Source organism: Prevotella sp. oral taxon 306 str. F0472, assembly GCF_000257925.1.
GTDB lineage: Bacteria > Bacteroidota > Bacteroidia > Bacteroidales > Bacteroidaceae > Prevotella > Prevotella vespertina.
The window spans coordinates 1-21,946 of record NZ_AJIN01000013.1 but is presented as its reverse complement, the minus strand read 5'-3'; the positions used below and the strand labels follow the sequence as shown (position 1 = coordinate 21,946).

General features: G+C 39.6%; 21 protein-coding genes and 3 pseudogenes. 11 read left to right on the top strand and 13 right to left on the bottom strand.

The features are described from left to right. Nucleotides 1-362, bottom strand: a pseudogene (locus HMPREF9969_RS12415) (IS1380 family transposase); the annotation flags it as partial. 334 nt (nucleotides 363-696) lie between these two features. Between HMPREF9969_RS12415 and HMPREF9969_RS12410 the strand changes: the two are divergent. Then, nucleotides 697-1,833, top strand: coding sequence for an ISAzo13 family transposase (locus HMPREF9969_RS12410; protein ID WP_008449745.1), 1,137 nt, complete (start codon nucleotides 697-699; stop codon nucleotides 1,831-1,833). A gap of 16 nt (nucleotides 1,834-1,849) precedes the next feature. On the opposite strand, the gene HMPREF9969_RS02205 is transcribed toward HMPREF9969_RS12410, so the two are convergent. The 10 genes from HMPREF9969_RS02205 to HMPREF9969_RS02165 form a co-directional block, all read right to left on the bottom strand. Continuing rightward, nucleotides 1,850-4,015: a TonB-dependent receptor gene (locus HMPREF9969_RS02205; RefSeq protein WP_009012969.1), complete on the bottom strand. Its 2,166-nt coding sequence runs from the start codon at nucleotides 4,013-4,015 to the stop codon at nucleotides 1,850-1,852. A 65-nt stretch (nucleotides 4,016-4,080) separates the two neighbouring features. Continuing rightward, entirely contained in the window at nucleotides 4,081-4,863 is a 783-nt protein-coding gene (locus HMPREF9969_RS02200; RefSeq protein ID WP_008449717.1) for a tetratricopeptide repeat protein, read from the bottom strand. A 45-nt stretch (nucleotides 4,864-4,908) separates the two neighbouring features. Beyond that, the gene (locus HMPREF9969_RS02195) at nucleotides 4,909-5,361 is read right to left on the bottom strand and encodes a hypothetical protein (protein ID WP_230586368.1); all 453 of its coding nucleotides are present in this window, start codon (nucleotides 5,359-5,361) and stop codon (nucleotides 4,909-4,911) included. Nucleotides 5,362-5,438: 77 nt separating this feature from the next. After that, a complete protein-coding gene (locus HMPREF9969_RS02190) occupies nucleotides 5,439-6,161 on the bottom strand; it encodes an ABC transporter permease (RefSeq protein ID WP_008449671.1) in 723 nt (240 codons plus the stop codon). A gap of 147 nt (nucleotides 6,162-6,308) precedes the next feature. Further along, nucleotides 6,309-7,181 carry an ABC transporter ATP-binding protein gene (locus HMPREF9969_RS02185; RefSeq protein ID WP_008449715.1) on the bottom strand — a complete coding sequence of 291 codons (873 nt, stop codon included), beginning with the start codon at nucleotides 7,179-7,181 and terminating at the stop codon, nucleotides 6,309-6,311. After that, entirely contained in the window at nucleotides 7,159-7,908 is a 750-nt protein-coding gene (locus HMPREF9969_RS02180; protein ID WP_009434246.1) for a SagB/ThcOx family dehydrogenase, read from the bottom strand. Before HMPREF9969_RS02180 ends, HMPREF9969_RS02185 begins: the two co-directional genes overlap by 23 nt. Before the next feature lie 140 nt (nucleotides 7,909-8,048). Beyond that, complete coding sequence (locus tag HMPREF9969_RS02175) at nucleotides 8,049-9,344, bottom strand: YcaO-like family protein (protein WP_009012965.1); 1,296 nt, start codon at nucleotides 9,342-9,344, stop codon at nucleotides 8,049-8,051. Nucleotides 9,345-9,356: 12 nt separating this feature from the next. Further along, on the bottom strand, nucleotides 9,357-10,316 hold the full coding sequence (locus HMPREF9969_RS02170; protein WP_008449695.1) for a TOMM precursor leader peptide-binding protein: 960 nt from the start codon (nucleotides 10,314-10,316) through the stop codon (nucleotides 9,357-9,359). Between the two features lie 275 nt (nucleotides 10,317-10,591). Next, a complete protein-coding gene (locus HMPREF9969_RS12740) occupies nucleotides 10,592-10,735 on the bottom strand; it encodes a hypothetical protein (protein WP_156787926.1) in 144 nt (47 codons plus the stop codon). A 313-nt stretch (nucleotides 10,736-11,048) separates the two neighbouring features. Further along, entirely contained in the window at nucleotides 11,049-11,474 is a 426-nt protein-coding gene (locus HMPREF9969_RS02165) for a hypothetical protein (RefSeq protein WP_019036535.1), read from the bottom strand. Between the two features lie 206 nt (nucleotides 11,475-11,680). On the opposite strand from HMPREF9969_RS02165, the gene HMPREF9969_RS02160 reads away from it, so the two are divergent. From HMPREF9969_RS02160 to HMPREF9969_RS13120, 3 genes and pseudogenes are all read left to right on the top strand, one after another. Next, complete coding sequence (locus HMPREF9969_RS02160; RefSeq protein WP_009012962.1) at nucleotides 11,681-11,860, top strand: hypothetical protein; 180 nt, start codon at nucleotides 11,681-11,683, stop codon at nucleotides 11,858-11,860. Nucleotides 11,861-12,012: 152 nt separating this feature from the next. Further along, on the top strand, nucleotides 12,013-13,290 hold the full coding sequence (locus HMPREF9969_RS02155; RefSeq protein WP_008449654.1) for a radical SAM/SPASM domain-containing protein: 1,278 nt from the start codon (nucleotides 12,013-12,015) through the stop codon (nucleotides 13,288-13,290). A gap of 8 nt (nucleotides 13,291-13,298) precedes the next feature. Beyond that, nucleotides 13,299-13,625: pseudogene (locus HMPREF9969_RS13120) on the top strand (carboxypeptidase regulatory-like domain-containing protein); the annotation flags it as partial. 129 nt (nucleotides 13,626-13,754) lie between these two features. On the opposite strand, the gene HMPREF9969_RS13115 reads toward HMPREF9969_RS13120, so the two are convergent. Continuing rightward, nucleotides 13,755-13,910, bottom strand: a complete 156-nt coding sequence (locus tag HMPREF9969_RS13115; protein WP_232212634.1) for a hypothetical protein — start codon at nucleotides 13,908-13,910, stop codon at nucleotides 13,755-13,757. A 219-nt stretch (nucleotides 13,911-14,129) separates the two neighbouring features. Here HMPREF9969_RS13115 and HMPREF9969_RS13110 point away from each other — a divergent pair, with 219 nt between their 5' ends. From HMPREF9969_RS13110 to HMPREF9969_RS02140, 3 genes are read left to right on the top strand one after another with little or no spacing between them, the layout of a single operon-like run. Continuing rightward, on the top strand, nucleotides 14,130-15,572 hold the full coding sequence (locus HMPREF9969_RS13110) for an outer membrane beta-barrel protein (protein WP_232212633.1): 1,443 nt from the start codon (nucleotides 14,130-14,132) through the stop codon (nucleotides 15,570-15,572). After that, nucleotides 15,573-17,762, top strand: coding sequence for a peptidase domain-containing ABC transporter (locus tag HMPREF9969_RS02145; protein ID WP_008449702.1), 2,190 nt, complete (start codon nucleotides 15,573-15,575; stop codon nucleotides 17,760-17,762). It begins immediately after the preceding gene. A gap of 17 nt (nucleotides 17,763-17,779) precedes the next feature. After that, on the top strand, nucleotides 17,780-18,259 hold the full coding sequence (locus tag HMPREF9969_RS02140) for a hypothetical protein (protein WP_008449756.1): 480 nt from the start codon (nucleotides 17,780-17,782) through the stop codon (nucleotides 18,257-18,259). 174 nt (nucleotides 18,260-18,433) lie between these two features. Here HMPREF9969_RS02140 and HMPREF9969_RS02135 read toward each other — a convergent pair whose 3' ends face one another. Continuing rightward, complete coding sequence (locus HMPREF9969_RS02135) at nucleotides 18,434-18,850, bottom strand: hypothetical protein (RefSeq protein WP_009012960.1); 417 nt, start codon at nucleotides 18,848-18,850, stop codon at nucleotides 18,434-18,436. A 371-nt stretch (nucleotides 18,851-19,221) separates the two neighbouring features. Between HMPREF9969_RS02135 and HMPREF9969_RS02130 the strand changes: the two genes are divergently transcribed. From HMPREF9969_RS02130 to HMPREF9969_RS13295, 4 genes and pseudogenes are all read left to right on the top strand, one after another. Further along, nucleotides 19,222-20,454, top strand: a complete 1,233-nt coding sequence (locus tag HMPREF9969_RS02130; protein WP_006046176.1) for a site-specific integrase — start codon at nucleotides 19,222-19,224, stop codon at nucleotides 20,452-20,454. A gap of 25 nt (nucleotides 20,455-20,479) precedes the next feature. After that, nucleotides 20,480-20,947: a DUF1896 domain-containing protein gene (locus HMPREF9969_RS02125; RefSeq protein ID WP_009434245.1), complete on the top strand. Its 468-nt coding sequence runs from the start codon at nucleotides 20,480-20,482 to the stop codon at nucleotides 20,945-20,947. 138 nt (nucleotides 20,948-21,085) lie between these two features. Beyond that, nucleotides 21,086-21,433: a hypothetical protein gene (locus HMPREF9969_RS02120; protein ID WP_036894686.1), complete on the top strand. Its 348-nt coding sequence runs from the start codon at nucleotides 21,086-21,088 to the stop codon at nucleotides 21,431-21,433. Nucleotides 21,434-21,620: 187 nt separating this feature from the next. Then, nucleotides 21,621-21,946 (top strand): annotated as a pseudogene (locus HMPREF9969_RS13295) (hypothetical protein); the annotation flags it as partial.

The window sequence follows — 21,946 nt, the reverse complement described above, 5'->3', positions numbered from 1 at the left end:
TTGAGAGTGTCAGCCGTATTGAAATCGTAGGTCTTGCCCATATCTGATGTGTATGAAATGTTTTCTTGCGTCAACTCCTTTATCGCCCTGAGGATAGTATCAGAGCTACAAGTGCGAAGTGTCGGATGAAGTGAGAGGTGGTTCATCAAATGAGTAGTGACATCCTCAATACATGAACCGCCACAGAAGTAGATACTCATGAGAGAACGGATGATTTCGCTGTACTGATAACCGAACGATCTACACCTTAGACCGAGGGTTGAGTCGATGACAGATGATAATGTGGAGTCAAATTGCTCCATGATTGAAAATAATCCCCCAAAAGGAGTGAGTCTCTCAGATTTAATTTGTATCTTCGCCATGTCTATCGTTGGATTCTCTTGTTTTTTTTTGCAACACTAAGATAAGTGAAAATTCTGACATGGCAAAATCCTGAGCAACTTTTTGTTGCTCAGGTACTTAAAAAGTTTAATTTATAATAGTGTTGCGGAATTAAGGTTTAATTAACTGATACGTAATGATATACGTTGTTGTTTAATTCTTTGTTGTCGTTTATTTTTTGTATCTTTGCCCTTGCGCAGGGCGCAGGTGGAAGCATACAAGAGAAGACATAGCGAGTGCGACAAATCAGGGAGTTTCCCAGAAGTCGCCAATCTGGACGAACGCCAACGCAGGTTGTTCTGTGCCCACAAGGCGATGGAACTTGGAACGCACGGCGTGAGTCTGGTCTGCAAAACATATCATGTCACCAGAAATACAGTGTATAGAGGTATTCACGAGCTTGAGAGCGGGGACACAATTGCTGCCGGACACATAAGGAAGAAAGGTGGAGGCAGAAAGAGTATTCTCAGTGTTCATCCCGAGTATATCGACATCTTCCGGGAGATTACGGAAGATGCCATAGGCGGCTTGCCGCAAGATGAGAGCGTACGCATGCTTTTCTATTCGCCTGGCATCATAAGAGACAAGATGGAGGTGGATTACGGAATAAGCATAAGCTATCACACCCTCAAACAAATCATATCCAAAGAGGGATTCAAGAAACGCACTCCGAAGAAGTGTACCTCGATGGCAGAGTGCAATAAAAGAAACGAACAGTTCGAGAAAATCTCCGCAATGAGAAGCATGTGTGAAGAAAATCACATACCCGTCTTCAGTATAGACACGAAGAAGAAAGAGTTGGTCGGCCCATTCAGAAGAGGCGGACAGGTATACTGCGACAGGTCGCCGCGATGCAGGGACCATGACTTCCCCTCCTTTGCAAGCGGCAAAATCATTCCCTATGGCATCTACGATGTTCAAAAGAATACTGGATACATGAGCTTCGGAATAAGCCATGACACAGCCGGGTTCTTCTGCGACAACTTCAAGTACTACTGGTATCGTGTGCTCCAAGACATCTATCCACATGCAACTGCCATCATGTTGCTCTGTGACGGTGGAGGTTCCAACAGCAGTTCCAGCAGGCTTTTCAAGCAAGAGCTGATCAAACTTTCCGAAGACCTCCATATTGACATAATAGTGGCGCACTATCCCCCGTACACGTCGAAGTGGAACCCCATTGAACACAGGCTTTTCTCTCAAATCACCAGAGTATGGAGTGGTATTTCCTTCGAGAGCGTTGAGCAGGCATGCGAACTTGCCGCAGAGGCCAGAACGAAATCCGGCCTTTGTGTCTTCACCAACATCAACAGAAAGAAGTACGACACTTCTCGTTGTGTGGATAGCAATTATGATGATGTCTGTCAACGGCATATTACCTTTGATGAAGAGCTACCGAAATGGAACTACAAGGTTTCATGGAGAGACAAAAAATACCAAGTTATTTTTTAAACGTTACTAAATGGTTTTAAAAACGAAGTTGCATTCCCGTGTAGATGGAACGTCTGTTATAGTGTCTGTATCCTGTTATCGTAGAATAGTCTTCGCTGAACATTATGGCGCTTTCATTCTTGATGTCAAAGATGTTGTTGACAGTCAGAAAGAATATTAAATTGGATGATTTTAAGGTCAGCACTTTGTTGTAAGAGAAGTCAACGCTGCAATATCCTGAATATTGTTTCACATTATAATCGCCATATAAAGGTTTGTATGCCCCTGTTTCATTTATCTCGGCATTTATTATCGGGCTATAATAAAGCCCGGGCCGGGTTAAGCAAGACAGTGAGACAGTGCCTGCTTTCTTATGATAGTAAGAAATAAACGCTTTTATTAAATAGTCCATCCGGTTGTACGAGTTATACCATTTGCCCCCATTTCTGAATTTGGAATAGAGATAAGTGTATGCAAGTGAACCTGTCAAATTTTCGTATTTCTTACTCATACTGATTTCCGCTCCCCATATTTTTCTTAATAATCTTTCGGAAGTATCTGTTTCAGAAAAGTTTTCCTTCAGATTTTCTTTCTTATGATATGTAGCCAACCGGAGATTGAAATCATTTCTCGAAAATGAATACTCCAATGAATACTGCCTCGTTGATATGGAGGAAAACTCCTGTGTGTTGTAATATGGGGTTGCATATCCGTTATACTTCCCTAAAGAGGCCAATATAGAATTATAATTATTGAATGAATATTTTATGTTCGTTTGATAAGACCAATATCCGGATTGTTCCTTGACAGGTATATTTTTTCTGATTCCTACACCTAAAGTTAATTCGTTAAAGATCTGCACTCTGTTATACAGATAAAATTCGAGGTTGTTGTTTGATATACTGTTTTCAAAATAATAACTTGGGTTTTCAGGTTTTACCGCAAAATAATACTTTGGAAACCGGCTCCGGTAATTTTGCTTGGTATATTCATGTGAAAAACCGGATTGTAAATTCCATGACGGAGTGAAATAATATTTGAAATCGAAGTTACTGTATACATAGCAGTTCTTTTGCTTGGATAAAATATTGCCAAATTTAAAGTCCTCGTTTGAAAAGTCTGTGCCATTGTTTATTGAGATAAATCCTTTGCCCAATTTGTATTTGAAATTCAGAATATTGAAATTTCGTCTTTTACCTGCATCCACTGTCCCTGAAAAAGTATAAGAATAATCATTAGCCAGATACTTTTCATTAATAAAATAGGAATAAAGATTGATGCTTAACCTTTTGGTTAATTCTGTATGAAAATTCAAACCGGTATCTTCTGATGAAAATTTATTAATATCCTTATTATTTGCATTGACCCATAAATAAGGTTTAGAAAATTGATAATTTCCATATATCTGAAGAAAACTTTTTTTATTAATGGGCTGAGAGTGGAGGAAACCGATATTTGCAAGTGATAGAGAGAGAGCCGTTTCGCTTGCTGACAACTTCTTTATTGTGCCTATCTCTACCAGGCCCGCAGTTGCATTGCTGTAGACCAATGGGGGATTACTGGCATAGACGTTTTGCTCTTCTATCATTTCTGTATTGAACAGACTGAAATTTCCGATTCCATTTATCTGGGAATTGCGTACGGGTTTATATACCGGTACTTCATTTAACATCACTCTTGACATATCGCCGGCACTTCCTCTCAATTCGACATTGGCACTTTCTGATACATTGGTGGATGCAGGAAGGACAGTGACCATTTTCAATGCGTCACCGGCAGAAGAAGGGGTATTATAAATATCAAATTTAGAAACTTCTTTTATTGAGAATTCTCTTGATAAAGATGGATTAGCCATAATCACTACTTCTACAAGCATCTGTTGATCTTCTTCCATAACGATTGATATCTCTTTGCTTGTATCTAAGTGCACTGTTGGAATGATTTTGGTTTTCAGACCTAAAAAAGAGATGATCAACGTATCATTGTTGAAACTATGGCTTTGACACCGGAGAATAAAATATCCATTTATATCAGAAATGGTTCCCTTATCAGGTTCTTTTTTCAGATAGACATTGGCCGCCAATATAGGTTCACCTTTCTTATCTGTTATTTTTCCCTGTATATTCGCATCCTGCGCATATATATATGATGACCTGATTAAAAACAGGAGAAACAAACTGAATAAATGGAAGTCTATTCTCATGTTCGATCGGATATTTAGCTATTTATAAATCGTTTGATTTTATCTTACCTATGTAGGTGGAGGGTTTATTTATTGATTATTTTTTTGTACTCACCAATAAAGTAACTGTTCGGGTATTCTTTTTCCGCCATTTGTACATATTTCCTGGCTTCGTTCATTTTTTTGTTCTGGATGTAATATCGGATTAATAGTTCGAAAGCATATTCTCTTCCCCAAGTAGGCAGATATGGGTTTTTTATGCTTTTAGGCACTGTTGAAATAGCTTTTTTCAAATAATACTCCACTTTTTTCCCACCACCGAAACTCGCGGGTGTATAGAAATCATTGCTGCCCAGAACGTACCATCCTCTCAGATTCGTTGAATCAAGCTTCAAAGCTTTCTCTGCATTTCTTGTGATTTTAGATGAAAGGACTCCGGCGGCCATTCCTGAAGTGAATTGTATATAAAAACTTTGGGTCAGAGCCAGCAATGCATAATCTTCCGAGTTCTTGTTATTCATTTTTTCCAGAGTTATATATGCCTCTTTGATAGCTTTTTTGCTTTTGTCTTTATCTCCCAGCTTTGCATAAAAGACGCTTTTATAATAATTGACGTAAGATTTCCAATAAAGTACGATGTTATTTTGACTTTTCAGTTTATTTAGCTTTTGGGAAATACTGTCAAGAGGAGAAACGGAATTCCGGGCGAAACAGTTGTTCATGGCTGTCTCGATTTTGTCTTGGATGCCATTTAATATATTCTCTGGAGTTCCGACAGAAGAATTACGGTTCATACCGGTTGCATGCGTACTTGTAGTGATAGTTGCAATGGCAAAGAAAGTAACAAACAAAACGATAAACTTTTTCATATTTTTTCTTTTTAACGAGTTGATAAATTAAAGATATATGTCAATTCACAGGATGATAGAAGGTAAAAGGTGAGGTGATAATAGAGCAATCACCACAAATACCCAGCCTACGAACTGCAAATACCATATATTGCTATACATATATTTTTGAATAATAAATGAACGGTTAGCCTCTATTTCTTTGTAAGTTAATTTGTTACCTACTTTGAGTTGTAATTTTAACCATTTCATGTATTTGTAATAGCAAAATAATTTTGTGTAATCCGAGAAGAATGGATTCGTTTCGAAAATCAGTTGAGTGGCGAATGCCATATAAACCGGATAAGGGACTTTGAACATACTTCCGTAAATCATTAGCATAACGAATAAGAACCATGTCATAGCATTGCCGCTTATCAGGAATAAAAAATTCTTTTTATTAGACACTTGTGCGTTGATGACAGAAACATAAATATGAGGCAGAGGTTTCCAAGTGCCCCCTATTTTGTCTATTTTCATATTTACGGCCTTTGCTGTCAATACATGAGCCAGTTCGTGGAGCATCATCAGGATAATGAAAGTAATTATAAATGTGATCATTGTTTACTCCTTTTTACTTGAAATCTTTTGAAACAAAAATAGAAAGCTATCATGAAAGCCGCGGCCCACAAAGCCAAATACAATGTATAGGTATAATCACCTCTGAGAACTTTCAACACGGGCGTAATCGGGGAGAATTCCACAATGCCTTCGAATACGGGATTTATTTCTGTCATCGGATAAAATGTGTCACTTAAAAATATCAGTCCAAAATAGATGATGTTGATTAATCCTTTTTCGCTTTCAGCTTTCATGTTGGTGAAAGAGAGCAGTAAGCCCAAGAAAGAAAACTCTATTAATCCCAATATTGATCCTGACAGTATGGAAAGGTATTGCGGCACGTTTAATGTCACGCCAAATATGGCTCTACCTAATATAAACAGTATTACAAAAGAAAACAGGATGTAAATCATCCGGCTGAATACCAAACTGATAATATGAGTAATGATGTTGTAAGGCATTACTTTTATGAACTTCATGACTCCTGATGTGTAATACTGTTTGATAACCCCGCCAATAGCGAATAATCCGTCACTGGCTATGGTCATAGCGCAAATTCCCGTCAGCAAGAATACACAATATTCTTTGTTGTTGATTCCCCATATACTGGAAAATATAAGGAAAATAAATGCCGGAAATATCACCGTAAAAAATACGGCTTGCTTGATTCTCATGGAAGAAAGCAATTGATAATAGATTGAAGCTATGAGTACTTTCATCTTTCTGATTTTGTTAAGTAATGATTAAAAAATAACTTGGTACATTTTCGGAGCCGAGGCATCGGTCTTGAGCAGTGTATTCAATTGATGAAAAACTCCAGAAATGGAACTATATGGTTTCATGGAGAGAGAGAAAAAAATACCAAGTTATTTTTTTATCATTACTAAAATTTGATATATATCCTCTAACTCAACAGGCATAAGTGAAAAATTGTAGGTTCGGGTCTGAACCTTTTGTAATGTTTTGGTATCTTCTCTCTTCAAGTATATTTTGAGGAATTTATCATCTGGGATGACCAATACATTTTCATCATTTTCAAAAGGATCAGTGCCGGACAGTTCTTTAGAGATGACAATCTTTTGCTGATATGCCGACTCATTTATCAATTCCTGCGGGCTCAATGCTTTCGAGATAATTTTCCCTTCGTAGATAAAATAGATTTTGGTTGCATATTTTCCGGCTTCTTCCCAAAGATGTGTCGTGAACAGGACACCCCGGTTTTTGCTTTTGAAAATATTCCTCCAGATAACCTCCCTTATCATCGGATCGAGATCGGCGGTCGGTTCATCCAGAATCAACAATGACGGGTTATGTAATACGGACAAAAAAATGGCAACCCTTTTTCTTTCCCCTTTTGAAAGTTGATAAAAGAACCTATTCTTTATCTTATCTAATTCAAGGAAATCGTAGATGTCTCGTGGCAATTCCGATATGTTATAGATTCTTCGAGTGAATCCGATTATTTCTTTGACTTTTAACATGGGGAAAATAACCGGATTATCCCAAAGCACACCAATATTCTGTTTGTTCTGGTCGAAGTTGCCTTTTCCGAAAAATGCGAAATTGCCGGATGAACATTTCATCATATTACACAACAACTCAATGAATGTTGTCTTTCCGGAACCGTTCTGTCCTAATAGAGCTACAATTTCTCCAGGATTAACTTCCAGCGATACATTGCGCAGGATGGAAGTACCCTGAATCGAAAAAGAAATATTATTTGCTTGTAACATTGTCATCTTGAACCTCCTTGTTTTTTCCAATTACAATCACATTTTGCACAGTTTCAAAGGTTCCGTCAGCAGAGAGGATCTGGTTGATGTTGTCATCAACGTAGCTTCCCAGAACGCAAGAGCCAAGTTCGAGAAATTCGGCGAGTAACGAGATGTTCTGAGTTAAAAATCCAACTTCCTGAAGTATAAATCGGTAGCCTCTGTCGCCATATTTGATAAGTACTCTCTCAAAGAAGGACGTGATGAAGAACACGCAACTACAATGTTGCAAATCCACGAAAGGTTCTGCTACGAGATTTTCTCTTAAATATTCCATATAATCTTCTTCTTTGATGAATTCGAGAACTGACTTATTGGGGCTATAATGGTAAATTCCTTTAGGCAATACACTTGTATTCAAATATACGTATAATTCAAGTGGATATAAGGCACCTGCAGATGGAACCGTTCTGAATCGTAACGTAGCTTCTGATTCTTTATTAAAGTCTTCTCCGCTAATTCCATAGCTATAATGGCAGAGTAGCGCCAGCTCGTTGAGCGAAATGGAGTAAGGAGAATAGGCTCTTCCGGAACGGCGCTTAGCAAGGATATTGAATAGATTGGTTTTTTCACTACCAGGCATCTCTTTGAGATAAGGTTTCAAATCATACTCTTTGCTGGTGGGAAACACTTTATAACGGTTGGCACGAGCGTTGGTGGACGTATTTATTGGAGAAACTTTGGATACTTTCAACTTGTTTGCGAATCAGAAACTTATCAAATTTCACATTCTCGTTAAAAATCAAAGCCAACGATTCACCAAAATTTTTAGCTCCATATAGTCCTGAATCTAAGCTTGCTATTAATGCTTTTGATTTTATTGTTTTCATATTATTAAGGGAATGGATGTGGATATACATTTAATTCTTCAAAAGGATAGCATTTGTAGCCTAGTTCCTGCGGTATCGTATATAGTCTTTTTCCGCCCAGGAAATAAAAGGAATACGCACCACCCATTTGTATTAATTGAGGAACGATAACCCTCAGACAATAGAAGCCTGCCTGATTTACATCAGGAGTCGTGATGTCTTTTACTAATACATTGTAACCTTTGGACTTCAGTACGCTGGTAATGTGCCGGATGTTCTCTTTGGTTGAGCGTGCAGACTCTTCAAGAAAATCAATCTTTCTGGTCGGCTTTGTTTCCGTCCAGATTTTGAAGACCTCGCACAGTTCTGGTTTTTTTATATATAGTATAGAATGGTCTTCGAAATCCAGTAATGTATGAAAGTTTTCAGAAGGCTGCCAATTCTTTTTCTCTCCTAACAAATATCTGAAATAGCTGACGCTTTGCCCCATTTCGAGAATAACTTTCTTCAATGCTTCGCCATAGGTGTCTCTTGTCGCAGTGCCTACGGCTACAAATTTACCATATTCGGCTTCACCGAAACAGATACCATAAACTGTCGGAATACCTAAATCGTAAGTTATATCCATAAAATGCCACTCGTAGCTTGCTGGAAAACGCTCATGGATAAAATGGCTGATATCCTCGTCTATAATAATTTTTGGAGCGCTTATTTTCTGCCACCAAGTGAGAGAAAACGAATCTCTTTCAATGACTTCATGTAATGCAACCAGCAAAGCCTTGTCCCAATTCGTATGTGCTGCCAAGCCTGTTGATGTACTTACATTTATCCATTGCTTTTCACATGACCAGGGAAGATAGATGCATGCTCCGGGAACCCAGGTTTCTTTCCCATTAGTAATATCCATGCATTTATCCCAATGTAATTCGATATTCTCGTCGAACCGATGGAGAGGATAATTTTCCTGGGCATATTGCTTCTCATGGAACAAGGCATATTCCGAGGGCGGTATAGCGTGTACTTTTAGATTTTTATAAGAACTTAGGATCATATTCTCTTTATTGTAGAATACGGGGCAATACCTTTCTACCGTTTCACCTAAAGTTCCCATAAATGACTTTTGCAGATCAAAGTTACATCCGCTACTTCTTCCTTCATACTTTTCTGCTCCGAAAGCCAGAGTGTTGCTGGGCCAAATACCAAAGCTTACAAGTTTAGGATCGTAATTGAGCCTGGGTAATTTGGATACATGATTTACGATTCCAAACTGATTGGAAATCAGCATTGTACCTTTAATCAGAGAGTTGTTGACTGCATCCATTGTTTTTTTATGTTAAAGAGTTACTGATTCGAGCCACGGAGCCGGATTATAATCCAATGCTGGTTTACATACATGACAAATCGGAGCTTTTATAAAAGTATGCTTTTCTACTTCATAATTGGACGGATTTATCAATATACAACACTTCCAAGTTTCCGGGGGATACCAGGCATAAAGAAACTTCAGCATATCTGCAATTACAATAGCGGAAGCCATATCCTTTACTACCGGTTGGATATTCAAGTCTGGTTTTGCTGATGCTTTCTCTGTTTCAAGGTATTTAACGTAAGAGTCATTGAAGTTGATGAATTCGTCATTGCTCCTTATTCTATTTTTGTAACAATCATAACATCCTGTGTATTTGCCGTGGAAAATCGGCCCAATACTGAATTTTCCAGAGAAAGTCAGTCCTTCAATCAATAACCATGGTTTGCTGTGTTTCAATGCCTTCTCGTTGATAATGTGCATTTTGTACGGATTCCAAGTCAAAGAATCAACAATGATAAAATCGCTGTTACAGAGGATTGACTCAATTGTTTCATCCGACAATTCATCTATTGAGTAGATAACAAAATGTTCTATGTTATATTCGGATGATTTCTCTTTCACTTGGTTGCCAAAATCTGTATTGCCAATATAAGCAATCTTCATTTCTGAAACCGGTTTGTGATTGACTTCATTATATATATCAGAAATAACAGTGGCACCTTCTGCTTCGAAATTCAGTTCATCTAGAATTCCACATTCTTGTAACTCTTTTACTACATCCAAAAGTTTGTTATAGTCAGCCTTATTTAATAGTTTTTGGATTGTTGAAAAAGATATTTTATCCCGTGTATCGTACAATCTGATCAAGTCTTTAAAAATCAGTTCTTTTTCGGAATCTGTAAATTCTATGGTTGTTGTATCTGTTTTGGTTCTTACTTGATACAGTTTATTGTCATTATCGAAGAATATATCAAATTGTTTCATTGTTTTTTAATTTAATGGGTAAAATCGAAACCAGCTATCTTCCGCTTCTTCCTTTCGTGATGAATCGAAAGATAGTCTGGCTTCAAAAACAGACTTGTTGATTTTTGATAGTTGTTTGAATAACTGCTAAAATCTCATTCTGCGTAACAGATAAATGTGAATAATCGTACCATAAACTAATAATCGTAGTATATGTGTGTGATTTCACAACAACCTCGTTTTTAATGATTTAGAGAATAGCTGACTCAAAACGAGCTACACTCATTTGGCTACTATTAGGCTACAGCAGCCTGTTCCATGGATGCACTGGAGGAGAAAAGTGACCAGCAGCAGCAACATGAATTGCAATTACAGCAACAACCTGAAGCAACAACTTTAGCTGCATAATTTGTGTGGCTTAGTAGTTTTTTCGTTTTCATAATTGTATTATTTTAAAGAAACCTACTCGTAAGCTTTTCGGTATCCGCTCCTGTTTACACAGCCAGGACTGTTTCATATATTTCATTTACAAAATACACATATATAATGTGTGGCAAATATATGGAAATTCTTCGAGATATGCAAGGATTTCTCAAAAAAATAAGCGCCACAGCTTGTTTTTAGTAATGATTAAAAAATAACTTGGTACATTTTCGGAGCCGAGGCATCGGTCTTGAGCAGTGTATTCAATTGATGAAAAACTCCAGAAATGGAACTATATGGTTTCATGGAGAGAGAGAAAAAAATACCAAGTTATTTTTTTATCATTACTAAACAAGGGGTCAACGAGGCATGTATCATTTGCTTACATAAAGAGGTATTTATTGAAAAGTCAAAATGCAAGACAGAGGACTCTATACGGGCATAGTTTTTTTGTAACGCGAAATACGATTTAAGAATATTGCTCAAATAGCTTAACTGCCTTTCATCAAGTATATTATCAATTCTTCCTCCGTTATCTCTAAATCTTTTTTGTTGTAGAGTTGAAAAAATAGATGGTGATATATATAGAAAAGTATATTGACAGAAATCAATCAGAACTATTTTTCCATATCCAAGCCTATCAGTAGCTTGGGCACTTTTTATATAAGGAGAATAATCACTGGTGGCTTGACTCCGGATACTCTGTGTGTTGTCGTCTGCCTCTTTTAACCCTTTTAAAATATCGAAAATCGTCATTCTATGGAGTTTTTTACGTGTTCACGTTTTTTGACTATATAATGTTACATGAAAGATTATATATTATCATACAAAAGTATGATTTTGCAAGGAAACCTGCAAGAAAACATCGAAATTATTTGAACTCAACTATATATTTTTCTAATTTTGACGACAAAAGAATGCAATGCCTGAAGCAGTAAGAAGGCGATTAAATGTTACATTAAATGAAAAACCAAAAACTTTTTTCAGTTGAGGAATTATCCTTAATGGAGTCGCTTGAAGTCAAGGGTGGAGCTTCTGAAATGGCAGCCTCTCAGACAGGATGTTCTAACAATGTTGCCGGATGCGGATGTGATGTTATTATTGTGACAGATCAATCTCAACCGGGGGTACAACATGCTTAATGAACAGTTCTACATCATTTCAACGTGTACCTGAAGGTATTTCGTGGTAGATGATAATGAAACTTCAACACTTTAAGAGCCATATCGTTCATTACCATACTTGATATGGCTCTTTTATTTTTTTACGGGATGTTAATTAAGTATTGTAATATATGAAAGCAAGTAATTATAACTATATAATATACCAAAATAACCAATCTTATTGGTACAATGGGCTTGAACACACTTATTTTAAGCTTCCCAAGGATTTAGGGTTAAAAATAGAGAGGCTACTCACAGACAAAGAAAGAATTGAGTTCATCCCTAAAGTTCTAAAAGACAAGCTATCAGCAAGTGGTTTCATTGTGCCGGATAATACTGATGAGCTTTCAATAATTAGGAAAAGATATTGTGATTCAGTAAACAAGAAGAACTATCTGTTAATCATTCTACCAACCTTGGATTGCAACTTTAAATGTTGGTATTGCATACAAAATCATATACCTTCAAGAATGTCGAAGAGTACAATGGAGAATGTGATGACACACATCAAATATATGATTGATGTACAGAATATAGAATCACTTCAAATCGAATGGTTTGGTGGTGAACCGTTAATGTACTTAAAACAAATTATAAAGCCAATATGTGAATTCGCACAAAAAGAATGTGAGAAAAAAGGTGTAAAATATTCAACAACAGCTACATCAAATGGTTACTTCATTTTCCCCAAAAACATTCCATTAATTCAAAAACTTGGCATGACGCGGTTTCATATTACATTAGATGGACCCAAACAGAACCATGATAAAGTAAAATATCAGAAAGGTTGTGATTCTGCATTCGATCATGTTCTAAACAACATCAACCAATTGCTCAGCAATACAAAGGCTGTTAATATTCTATTGAGAATTAACTATACTGACGAGAATCTAAATTATGAAATAGTAGATCAAATCAACCATCACATTACAATGGCTAATCGGGGAAGAATAACGATTACCCCCAAAAAAGTATGGCAAGAAAAGGTAAGGAAAGATAGATATAAAGACATCGGAGAACTTCTTAATTTATTTGAACAATCTGGTTATAACACAATACGTCTGGACGTTATCACAAACTTCGTTCCATGTTACGCTAGTCGTAAGTATTATAATGCCATTAATTTTAATGGTGATGTTATAAAATGTACGGCATGCAATGATTTGTATGAGAACAAAACTCATGGCATTATTCAAAACGATGGTTCTATTTCTTGGAACATGGATTTTATCAGAAAATATGAGGTGAAATCCTTTGAGAATAAACGGTGCTTACAATGCAAACAACTTCCAATTTGTATGGGGGTGTGTCCAAGGGATAATGAATATGTAAATGCGTGTAAATTCGATGGAATGGATATCAATTTGGAAGATTCGATGGTAAATTACATTGATTCAATGTGTAAATAATTTATATTATGGTGGCAAGAATTTTCACAACGTTATGGTTTGCCTTTGTAGTCTCGTTGATAAGCAGCAACGCACAGAACAGGATATACGGTACGGTGACCGATCCGTCTGGCTGTCCATTAGCCGGCGTTGACTGCGTATTGGCCAGCTTATCTGACACGGCAGCCATTGCTCACACGTTGACGGATTCAAAAGGAACCTTCAGTTTGAATGTAGACGAAGACGGACAGTTCCTGTTGAAATTCTCTTGTTTAGGGTATCGGCCACAACAGCTAACGTGCAAGCGTGGCGATGTCGGAGTGGTCAAGCTGACAGAAAGCATACAGAACCTTTCAGAGGTCACTGTGTCGGCTCAAGGGCTAAGAAGCTTCGGCAACGCAGACATCATCCTGTTAGACAGGCGTGCCAGACAGATGGGAAACAACGCTTTGGAGGCCATCAGTAGCCTGCCGCAATTCAGACTTTCAACAAACAGCGGTGAACTGCTGACGGCAGATGGTAAAATTGTCTTGGTGCTGATTGATGGAATCAGGAGGTCGGTACGTGAACTGATGCTGCTCAAAGCCGACGAAATAAAGACCCTGCACTACTATTCCAATCCGCCTGCAAGGTTTGCGCATGAGAAGATAGGTGCTGTATTAGATGTAGCGACTAAGCGCACCAACAAAAGGCACTATTCACTATATCTCGACACCAAAAACAGTATCACCACAGGATATGGTACCAACTTGATTTCCACCAGTTATAGCGATTCGCTCAACAAGGTGTCTGCGGCATATTTTCTGGACTACAGACATCTTGACCGGAACACCATGGAAAACCGTTATGTCTATCCGGATGTGACGAACGATTACAAGGGTCTGTCGGGTAAATACACTGGTACCTACCACATAGGACAATTATTCTATCAGCGTTTCCAAAACAGCAACCTTTTCAATATCACTTTAGAATATCGTAAGTTTCCGGCTACCCAGCAATACAGTCAACAGCTCTTGCGGACGGGTACATTGGAAGATGCCAACCACAGAAGGCTTCAAAGTGACTTTTCATCCATATCGGCCAACATCTACTTCGGACACACCTTCCGTAAAGGCAACAGTCTGTCGGTCAATGTGGTGAACACTTATTTCAAATCCAATTCGAACAATAATCTAACAAACACCTCGGGAACGGGAACGTTTACCAACGTCGTCGACAACAAGTCTTACTCGCTAATAGCAGAAGCACTTTATACTGACAAACTGTGGCAGGGAAATATACAGATAGGAGCCTACTATCAATACAAAAACCTGCGTCAGACAGACGGGGCATCCAATTTGTCGACAGTGAATACGCAAAAGGAATACCTATACGCCGACTACACCAATCAATGGGGGGCATTGTCCTACAACCTGGGAATCGGTGTGGAGAACAACCGATATAGAACTGCGACGAAGGCAATAGCCAACTACATCCTTATGCGGCCTTCTGTTTCTCTTAATTACCAGCTGCACAAACACAGTTCGCTACGCCTGACGTCGTCCATAGCATCTGCGGTTCCTAACGTCGGTCAGCTCACAGATAGTCGTACCGTCGTGGATGAACGATTCTATCTACAAGGCAACAGCAGTCTGAAGCCCTACCATTTCTACCGCACCGAACTTAGCTTCCAGTATGCGTCGGCCAATAATATCTGGTTTGTCAAACCTTCCGTCAGCCATGCCTACTATCCCAGCAAGAATATGACAGTTGTTTCCGCTGACGGTTCGGACTTCGTGAACCAGATTGTGGGCATCCGCCATGTCAACGAGTATGGCGCATCGCTTGTTCTGAGTTGCAGACCTTTCTCCTGGCTAACTTTGCAGCCTTACTATAACTATCTGTCTTCCAAATACAATACGCCTAATCAGCGTGTCAACCACAATCTGAACAATGTCGGAATCTCTTGTCAGGTGGTGGCAGGCAAGTGGCAGTTCATTACCAACCACAATCTACCGATGACCACTGTTGAAGGTGATGTCTTTGAGAAGATTGGGTATAATGCGAACGCATCCCTTACCTATAAATTAGGTGCAATCACCGTGGGTGCCATGTTCATTTACAATCCCGATCCTTCCAGGATTTATGCGGACACTCCTTCATTCCATTTCGTAGAAAAGACCCGATGGGGTAATTTCAAAAATCTTGTGGCACTGACTTTCGTCTATTCTTTGTCAAAAGGCAATTCACGAAGGCATCTGGGTAAAAACATTAATAATAGAGACAACGACTCCGGTCTTACCAAATACAACACAGCAAAATAAATGTCCTTTTATTTTTATAGGCAACATGACGCCATGCAGTGTGGGATTGCCTGCATGGCTATGGTCTGTAAGTATTATGGTAGAAAGTGTTCATTTGAAACTCTATCAAATACCTGTACTATAACCAATGAGGGTGTTTCAATGCAGGCTTTAAAACAATTGGCAGAAGCCTTAGGTTTTGATGTGCTATGTGGAAAAGCAAGCTTGTATCAAATAAAAGACATAAATTATCCTTGCTTACTCCATTGGAACCAAAATCATTTTGTTGTACTATACAAAGTTAAAAAGAACGGATTCTACATTGCAGACCCTGCAAAAGGGCATGTAAAATACGACCTCGAAGTATTTAAGAAGCATTGGGTCAGCACTCAATCGGACGGTGAGGAGAAAGGAATAGTCATGTTCTTGGAACCCACACCAGCATTTTATGAAAAGCAGATGGAGGAACAGCCAACAGAGGAACGCTCGTTCAGATTCCTCTTTGGCTACATCAAGCAATATCGCAAGTACTTCGGGCAGATTGTCTTAGGTTTGCTCGTGGGCAGTTTGTTACAGCTTATTCTGCCTTTCCTCACCCAGTCTATCGTGGATGTGGGCATCAAAAACCAGAATATCGGTTTTATATGGCTGATACTCTTAGGACAACTGATGCTTACCGTGAGCCGTACTGCCATCGACTTTATTCGCCGTTGGCTGTTGCTGCACATCTCGCTGCGCATCAACATCTCATTGGTAAGCGACTTCTTCATCAAGCTCTTAAAGCTGCCGATGTCATTCTTCGATACCAAACTGATGGGCGACCTCATGCAGCGTATGGGCGACCACAGTAGGGTGAACACGTTTCTGACGCAACAGACGCTCAGTATCGTGTTCTCACTCTTCACCTTTGTGGTGTTCAGCATCGTACTGCTATCCTATAATTGGCTCGTCTTTGCCATCTTCATGCTCGGCAGTCTGCTTTATGGCGGTTGGCTTGCACTCTTCCTCAGGCGCAGAAAGGTACTTGACTACGAACTCTTTGAGCAGCAAGCCATCAACAACAACAAGACCTACGAGTTTATCACCTCCATGCAGGAGATAAAGCTCCAAGACTGCGAGCAGCGCAGACGCTGGGAATGGGAGGACGTGCAGGCAGACCTCTTTGGAGTGCAGATGAAATCGTTGAAACTCCAACAGACACAAGAGGCAGGCAGCATCTTCATCAATGAACTGAAAAACATCGTCATCACGGTGGTCGCAGCAACAGCCGTCATTCATGGACAACTCACGCTGGGTATGATGCTTGCCGTGCAGTATATCATTGGGCAACTCAACTCACCTGTCGAGCAGTTGATGAGTTTCTTCTATTCGGTGCAGGATGTAAAGATAAGCCTTGAACGTATCAATGAAATCCACCGTATGGATGATGAGAACGGAAAGCAAGGATTGGAAACAGCAGTGAAAGAAGAAAACGAAGGCATAGACCTTGAAAACGTAAACTTCAAATACGACCCTCACGCACTGAAAACTATTATAGATGATGTTAGTCTCACTATCCCCAAAGGTAAGGTAACAGCCATTGTGGGCGCATCGGGCAGCGGTAAAACAACGCTCATCAAACTCATGTTAGGCTATTACCCCGTATTGGGAGGTCAAATAACTATTGGCGGAACAGATGTAAACGCACTTAATAAGAAATGGTGGCGCAGGCAATGTGGCGTGGTGATGCAAGACGGTGTGATATTCTCCGAGAGTATAGCAAGGAACATTGCCGTAGATGACGGCGAGATTGACAAGGAGCGATTGCAGAAAGCTGCTGAAATAGCTTGTATTCATGACTATGCAATGGGACTGCCCTTAAAATACAACACTAAGATCGGTCGCGATGGCGTTGGTTTGAGTCAAGGACAGAAACAGCGTATCCTGATAGCAAGGGCAGTGTATAAGAATCCCGACTATATCTTTCTTGACGAAGCCACCAACTCGCTCGATGCCAACAATGAGCGTATGATAGTAGAACATCTTGATGAGTTCTACAAAGGCAAGACGGTGGTTATCGTGGCACACCGCCTAAGTACGGTGAAGAATGCTGATCAGATAGTGGTATTGGATAAAGGCAAGGTGGTAGAAATTGGCAACCACGAAGCACTCACAGCAAAGCGGGGTGCATACTATAACCTCGTAAAAAATCAGTTAGAATTAGGCAACTAACAGCAGAAAGGAATATTATGGCAGACAACGAGATAGAACTCCGCAGCGAGAAAGTAAGGCATATCATTGGCGAGATACCGTCAAGGATTGTCCGTTATGGTATCACGATAATCACCATTGTGATATTGGGACTATTGGTGGGCGCATATTTTATACCTTATCCCGAAACCATCAGTGCAAAGGTGCAGATGACAAATGCCCATCAAGGCACAATAACCGTTCCCTATAAATACGTGAATACGATAGCAAGAGGAATGACAGCGAACATCGAAGTTGAGGGTTACGATGCAGAAACATACGGAGTTGCAAATGGTGTAATAACAGCCACATCGCATACACCCCGACAAACGGCAGAAGGCAGCGTATTCACGGCACAGGTAAGGATAACGGATTGCAGGTATAAAATTATCAGCGGAATGGTGGGCACGGCATCTATACTTATAAGCAATGAAAGCGTGCTCCAGAGGATAGTCAAGCAAATAACAAATAGCATATAATTCCCTTTTTAACCGTAATGAAGCAGTGAAAGAAGAAAGGCAAATGTAGTTACTGCGTAGTACAATTATTTTGAGCAGCCAACTACACGTTAATCCTTTCTCTTTCACCGCTTTAACTCTTATTGTAGTAATGTAGTAAGATATAATCGGTGAAAGAAAAAGGAAATATATTCATTAGTTCTTGGTATTGCCTAACAGGAAGATTGGCGTTACAATGGCAGACTCTGTCTGCAATCTTCTACTGATGTACTTTCTGAATAAATGCGCTTCCATGCTGTCCAATAGAAAGGACAGGGCAATGATTGTTGAGAGCGGATAAAGTGATGCATAACCAACACACTCTCTACCATTGATAACTTCTTCTTGGCCTGCACCCCTTTCATCGGGATGCAAGTTGGAAGATTTTATTATCGCTTGAAGCCTATGATTGAGTTTTCTCCACGTCACACCGAAGAACCTCGCAAGTTCTCCCTCCGTCATGGCAATCTCGCCTTTACCCTTGTGGACAACCTGCATATTACTCCCCCAATCAAAGTAACTGCGATGATTGTACGTGCTATTTTTGCTCTTTGAATTATTGCTTGCTTTCATGCCGTTTCCTCCATTTTACAGGTTGCAAAATCCGAAGGTTCACAAGCCCCTCTCTCCGCTAATAGGCTTCAAAAGGACTTCACAATAGTTGTCATTTTAGCCTTCAAAATTTAGATAATCGTTGTAAAATCAAAGGTTTTACAACGATTTTTCTTTGTATATACCTCTATCGCCTGACGGCATAAACCTATGTTTTGACAATCATCATTCGGTCAAATTCTGCTACATAAACTGCTACACAAAAATTGTAGCAATAAAAAATGTAGCAATGACGGGATTTTGAATACCAAATTGAAGGCATCAATTCTTTCTGTTTCAGTATGTTATATATTAACTTTGCAGCCGAGTGCTACACAAAAGAATGATGCATTATGAGAACAAATTTCAAGGTATCCTTCTACCTACGCTCAAACTATGAGAACAAAGAAGGAAAGTCGCCTGTAATGCTCCGTGTATTCCTTAACGGAGAGATGTCAAATTTTGGATCTACGAAAATCTTCGTGGACAAGACAGTATGGAATAATGCCACAAGTCGGCTCAAAGGTCGGACAGCAGAAGCCTTATCCGTAAATGCCGCATTGGACTCTATTTCCACTACACTGAATGGAATTTACCGCAAGTTTGAGGATGACGAGTCTCTGTCATTGGAAAAAATCCGTTCTTTCTTTGTAGGAAAAGACAGGGAATACACGACTTTTCTCCCGATATTTGACAAGTTCAACGAAGATGTCAGACAGCGTGTCGGACACACCATCAGCAAAGACAGTTTGCAAAAGTACAGTGTTTTGAGAAGACATTTCTCAGAGTTCCTTATCCATAAATATGGAAGAAAGGATATTGGACTTACAGAGTTTACGCCATCCGTGGTACAAGACTTTGAGTTATATCTGAGTACAGTGGCAGGCTGCGCTTACAATACATCGGTAAAAAAAATGAAGGCACTCAAGACCGTAACCATCTATGCACAAAAACGCGGTTATCTTCTTCACGACCCCTTCCTCAATCATCGTTTTCACCTGGAACCTGTTAATCGCGGTTTTCTCACGGATGAGGAAATTATGAAGATAGCCAACAAGGATCTTGCTATTCAACGCTTGGAGTTAGTAAGGGATGTTTTCATCTTTTCATGTTTCACAGGTCTGGCATATATTGATGTTTCCAATCTCACACCAGACAATATCGTAACACTTGATGATAAGCAGTGGATTATGACCAGAAGGCAGAAAACAAGTGTGGAAACAAATGTGTTGCTTCTTGACATTCCAAAGAGTATCATCGCCAAGTACAGTCATAAGACCTATCGGAACGGCAAACTGTTTCCCATCTTAACGAATCAGAAAACCAACGCATATTTGAAAGAAATAGCCGACCTTTGCGGTGTCAAGAAGAACCTGACCTTTCATCTTGCAAGGCATACATTTGCCACTATGTCGCTAAGTAAGGGCGTTCCAATGGAAAGCGTGTCGAAGATGCTGGGACATACCAACATTAAAACTACACAAATTTATGCTCGCATTACCAATAAGAAAATAGAACACGATATGGAACAGTTGGCTGGCAAGTTAGACAAGTTCAATGTTGCTATGGGCATCAACTCAAAATAATGTATAACCCTAAACCAAGAAGATTATGACAACAACAAAGAAAGAGCTTTCTTACTTCCGTTTGAAGTTAGAGAACTACCTCAGTGAGCATTTCCCCGAAATGTTAAGTGACAAATCATTCATAACGGCAAGAGCCGACGAAGCATTGACAGCTTACTGCGATGCAGTGACACAGGGCTTCTCGCATCCCGAAGCTGAGACAATGGCAAGTGAAGTATTATACCAAGATTTGCATTTTTCCAAGTACGACACGCTTGTGTCTGTCTTGGAAAATGAGTTCGAGAAAGAACTCCCTTCTCCTCTTCCTGAAAGACTAACACCTATGCTTCTGAAGAATAAGGCTGTGCAAAGCGTTTTCGATAAGTATGAACTGACAGACGACTTTGGTGCAAGTCCAGAGTATGAGAAACTCTACACCGAACTGACAGGGACAATCGTTCTGCTCATCGAGGTCAATAGCCTACCAACAGTCAATAGTGAGAACATGACTTGATGTAACACCATCGGGAGCTTTTGTAGTGTCAAGAGCCAAGATAACTATTCTTCCCTACACACCAAGAGTTTGGGCAAACACTTGGCTTTGTGAGGCAGAATATCTTGTTATTGCTCTTGAACTATAAAAAGCTCCGATATGAATACATTTATCATGAATCAAGATGTCCACACACCTGCCTTCATCAAGGCAGACGCATCAAACAAAACCGATAATAACAAGCAGCAGCCAACTTCTCCCAAGCAAGTCCGCCGCTTCGGTTGGACACGCTTCATCGAACTCGCTATCCTGCTTTCCGTCGTTATCGGTGCCATTTGGCTTATCTCGAAGATAGTAACGCCGCAAGTCGTAACTGTCGTGTCAGTCATTGCAGTTTTTCTGATACTACGCTTTATAGTCCGGATAGTTCTGAAAATAACATTTACGCTGCTGAGCATTCTCTTCTGGCTGGCGATACTCTGTGCTATCCTGCTATGCGTGCTTTGAGAAGCACAGCTCAGTAAAACTTTCCATTTGATTTCATCAGGTGGTTATCTCGCATTTTGAGATAGCCACCTTTTCTATTTTCCACTACGAGCGTTGCACTTTTGCTTCTTTTCCTATGCTCCACGATATGCGATGACAAGGAGACGGATGCTGTTCCCTTTTTATCCGCAAAGGTAGTACGGGGCTTGTGGCTTTCAAAAGGTCTAAGCCGCTTGGTTTGTCTGGAAAATCTCCACACCTACGGGTTGTATTTTCCGCCAAAACCTTGTGCAAGCCCGCCCCGCTACCTCTATTTTGCTACAAAAAGGAATCAGCATACTCCGATCTTTGGACGCATAAAAAAAATGTCGCTATGGATAAGCAAAAAGGAACTCGAAGAGGGCGACCGAAGGGAAAGCCAAATACAACATCTTCGATGAACAGAAAAGGATATAGCTCCTCCTCTCATTACCGCATTAACCCTACGGCTGAAAAAAGTGAGCAAGTGTTGGCAATTAAGTTTGTACAATGGGA

Coding starts and splice junctions, on each gene's coding strand:
- HMPREF9969_RS12410 (WP_008449745.1), top strand. CDS start 697: ATGGAACTTGGAACGCACGGCGTGAGTCTGGTCTGCAAAACATATCAT.
- HMPREF9969_RS02205 (WP_009012969.1), bottom strand. CDS start 4,015: ATGAGAATAGACTTCCATTTATTCAGTTTGTTTCTCCTGTTTTTAATC.
- HMPREF9969_RS02200 (WP_008449717.1), bottom strand. CDS start 4,863: ATGAAAAAGTTTATCGTTTTGTTTGTTACTTTCTTTGCCATTGCAACT.
- HMPREF9969_RS02195 (WP_230586368.1), bottom strand. CDS start 5,361: ATGAAAATAGACAAAATAGGGGGCACTTGGAAACCTCTGCCTCATATT.
- HMPREF9969_RS02190 (WP_008449671.1), bottom strand. CDS start 6,161: ATGAAAGTACTCATAGCTTCAATCTATTATCAATTGCTTTCTTCCATG.
- HMPREF9969_RS02185 (WP_008449715.1), bottom strand. CDS start 7,181: ATGACAATGTTACAAGCAAATAATATTTCTTTTTCGATTCAGGGTACT.
- HMPREF9969_RS02175 (WP_009012965.1), bottom strand. CDS start 9,344: ATGGATGCAGTCAACAACTCTCTGATTAAAGGTACAATGCTGATTTCC.
- HMPREF9969_RS02170 (WP_008449695.1), bottom strand. CDS start 10,316: ATGAAACAATTTGATATATTCTTCGATAATGACAATAAACTGTATCAA.
- HMPREF9969_RS12740 (WP_156787926.1), bottom strand. CDS start 10,735: ATGAAAACGAAAAAACTACTAAGCCACACAAATTATGCAGCTAAAGTT.
- HMPREF9969_RS02165 (WP_019036535.1), bottom strand. CDS start 11,474: ATGACGATTTTCGATATTTTAAAAGGGTTAAAAGAGGCAGACGACAAC.
- HMPREF9969_RS02160 (WP_009012962.1), top strand. CDS start 11,681: ATGAAAAACCAAAAACTTTTTTCAGTTGAGGAATTATCCTTAATGGAG.
- HMPREF9969_RS02155 (WP_008449654.1), top strand. CDS start 12,013: ATGAAAGCAAGTAATTATAACTATATAATATACCAAAATAACCAATCT.
- HMPREF9969_RS13115 (WP_232212634.1), bottom strand. CDS start 13,910: ATGCGCAAACCTTGCAGGCGGATTGGAATAGTAGTGCAGGGTCTTTAT.
- HMPREF9969_RS02145 (WP_008449702.1), top strand. CDS start 15,573: ATGTCCTTTTATTTTTATAGGCAACATGACGCCATGCAGTGTGGGATT.
- HMPREF9969_RS02140 (WP_008449756.1), top strand. CDS start 17,780: ATGGCAGACAACGAGATAGAACTCCGCAGCGAGAAAGTAAGGCATATC.
- HMPREF9969_RS02135 (WP_009012960.1), bottom strand. CDS start 18,850: ATGAAAGCAAGCAATAATTCAAAGAGCAAAAATAGCACGTACAATCAT.
- HMPREF9969_RS02130 (WP_006046176.1), top strand. CDS start 19,222: ATGAGAACAAATTTCAAGGTATCCTTCTACCTACGCTCAAACTATGAG.
- HMPREF9969_RS02125 (WP_009434245.1), top strand. CDS start 20,480: ATGACAACAACAAAGAAAGAGCTTTCTTACTTCCGTTTGAAGTTAGAG.
- HMPREF9969_RS02120 (WP_036894686.1), top strand. CDS start 21,086: ATGAATACATTTATCATGAATCAAGATGTCCACACACCTGCCTTCATC.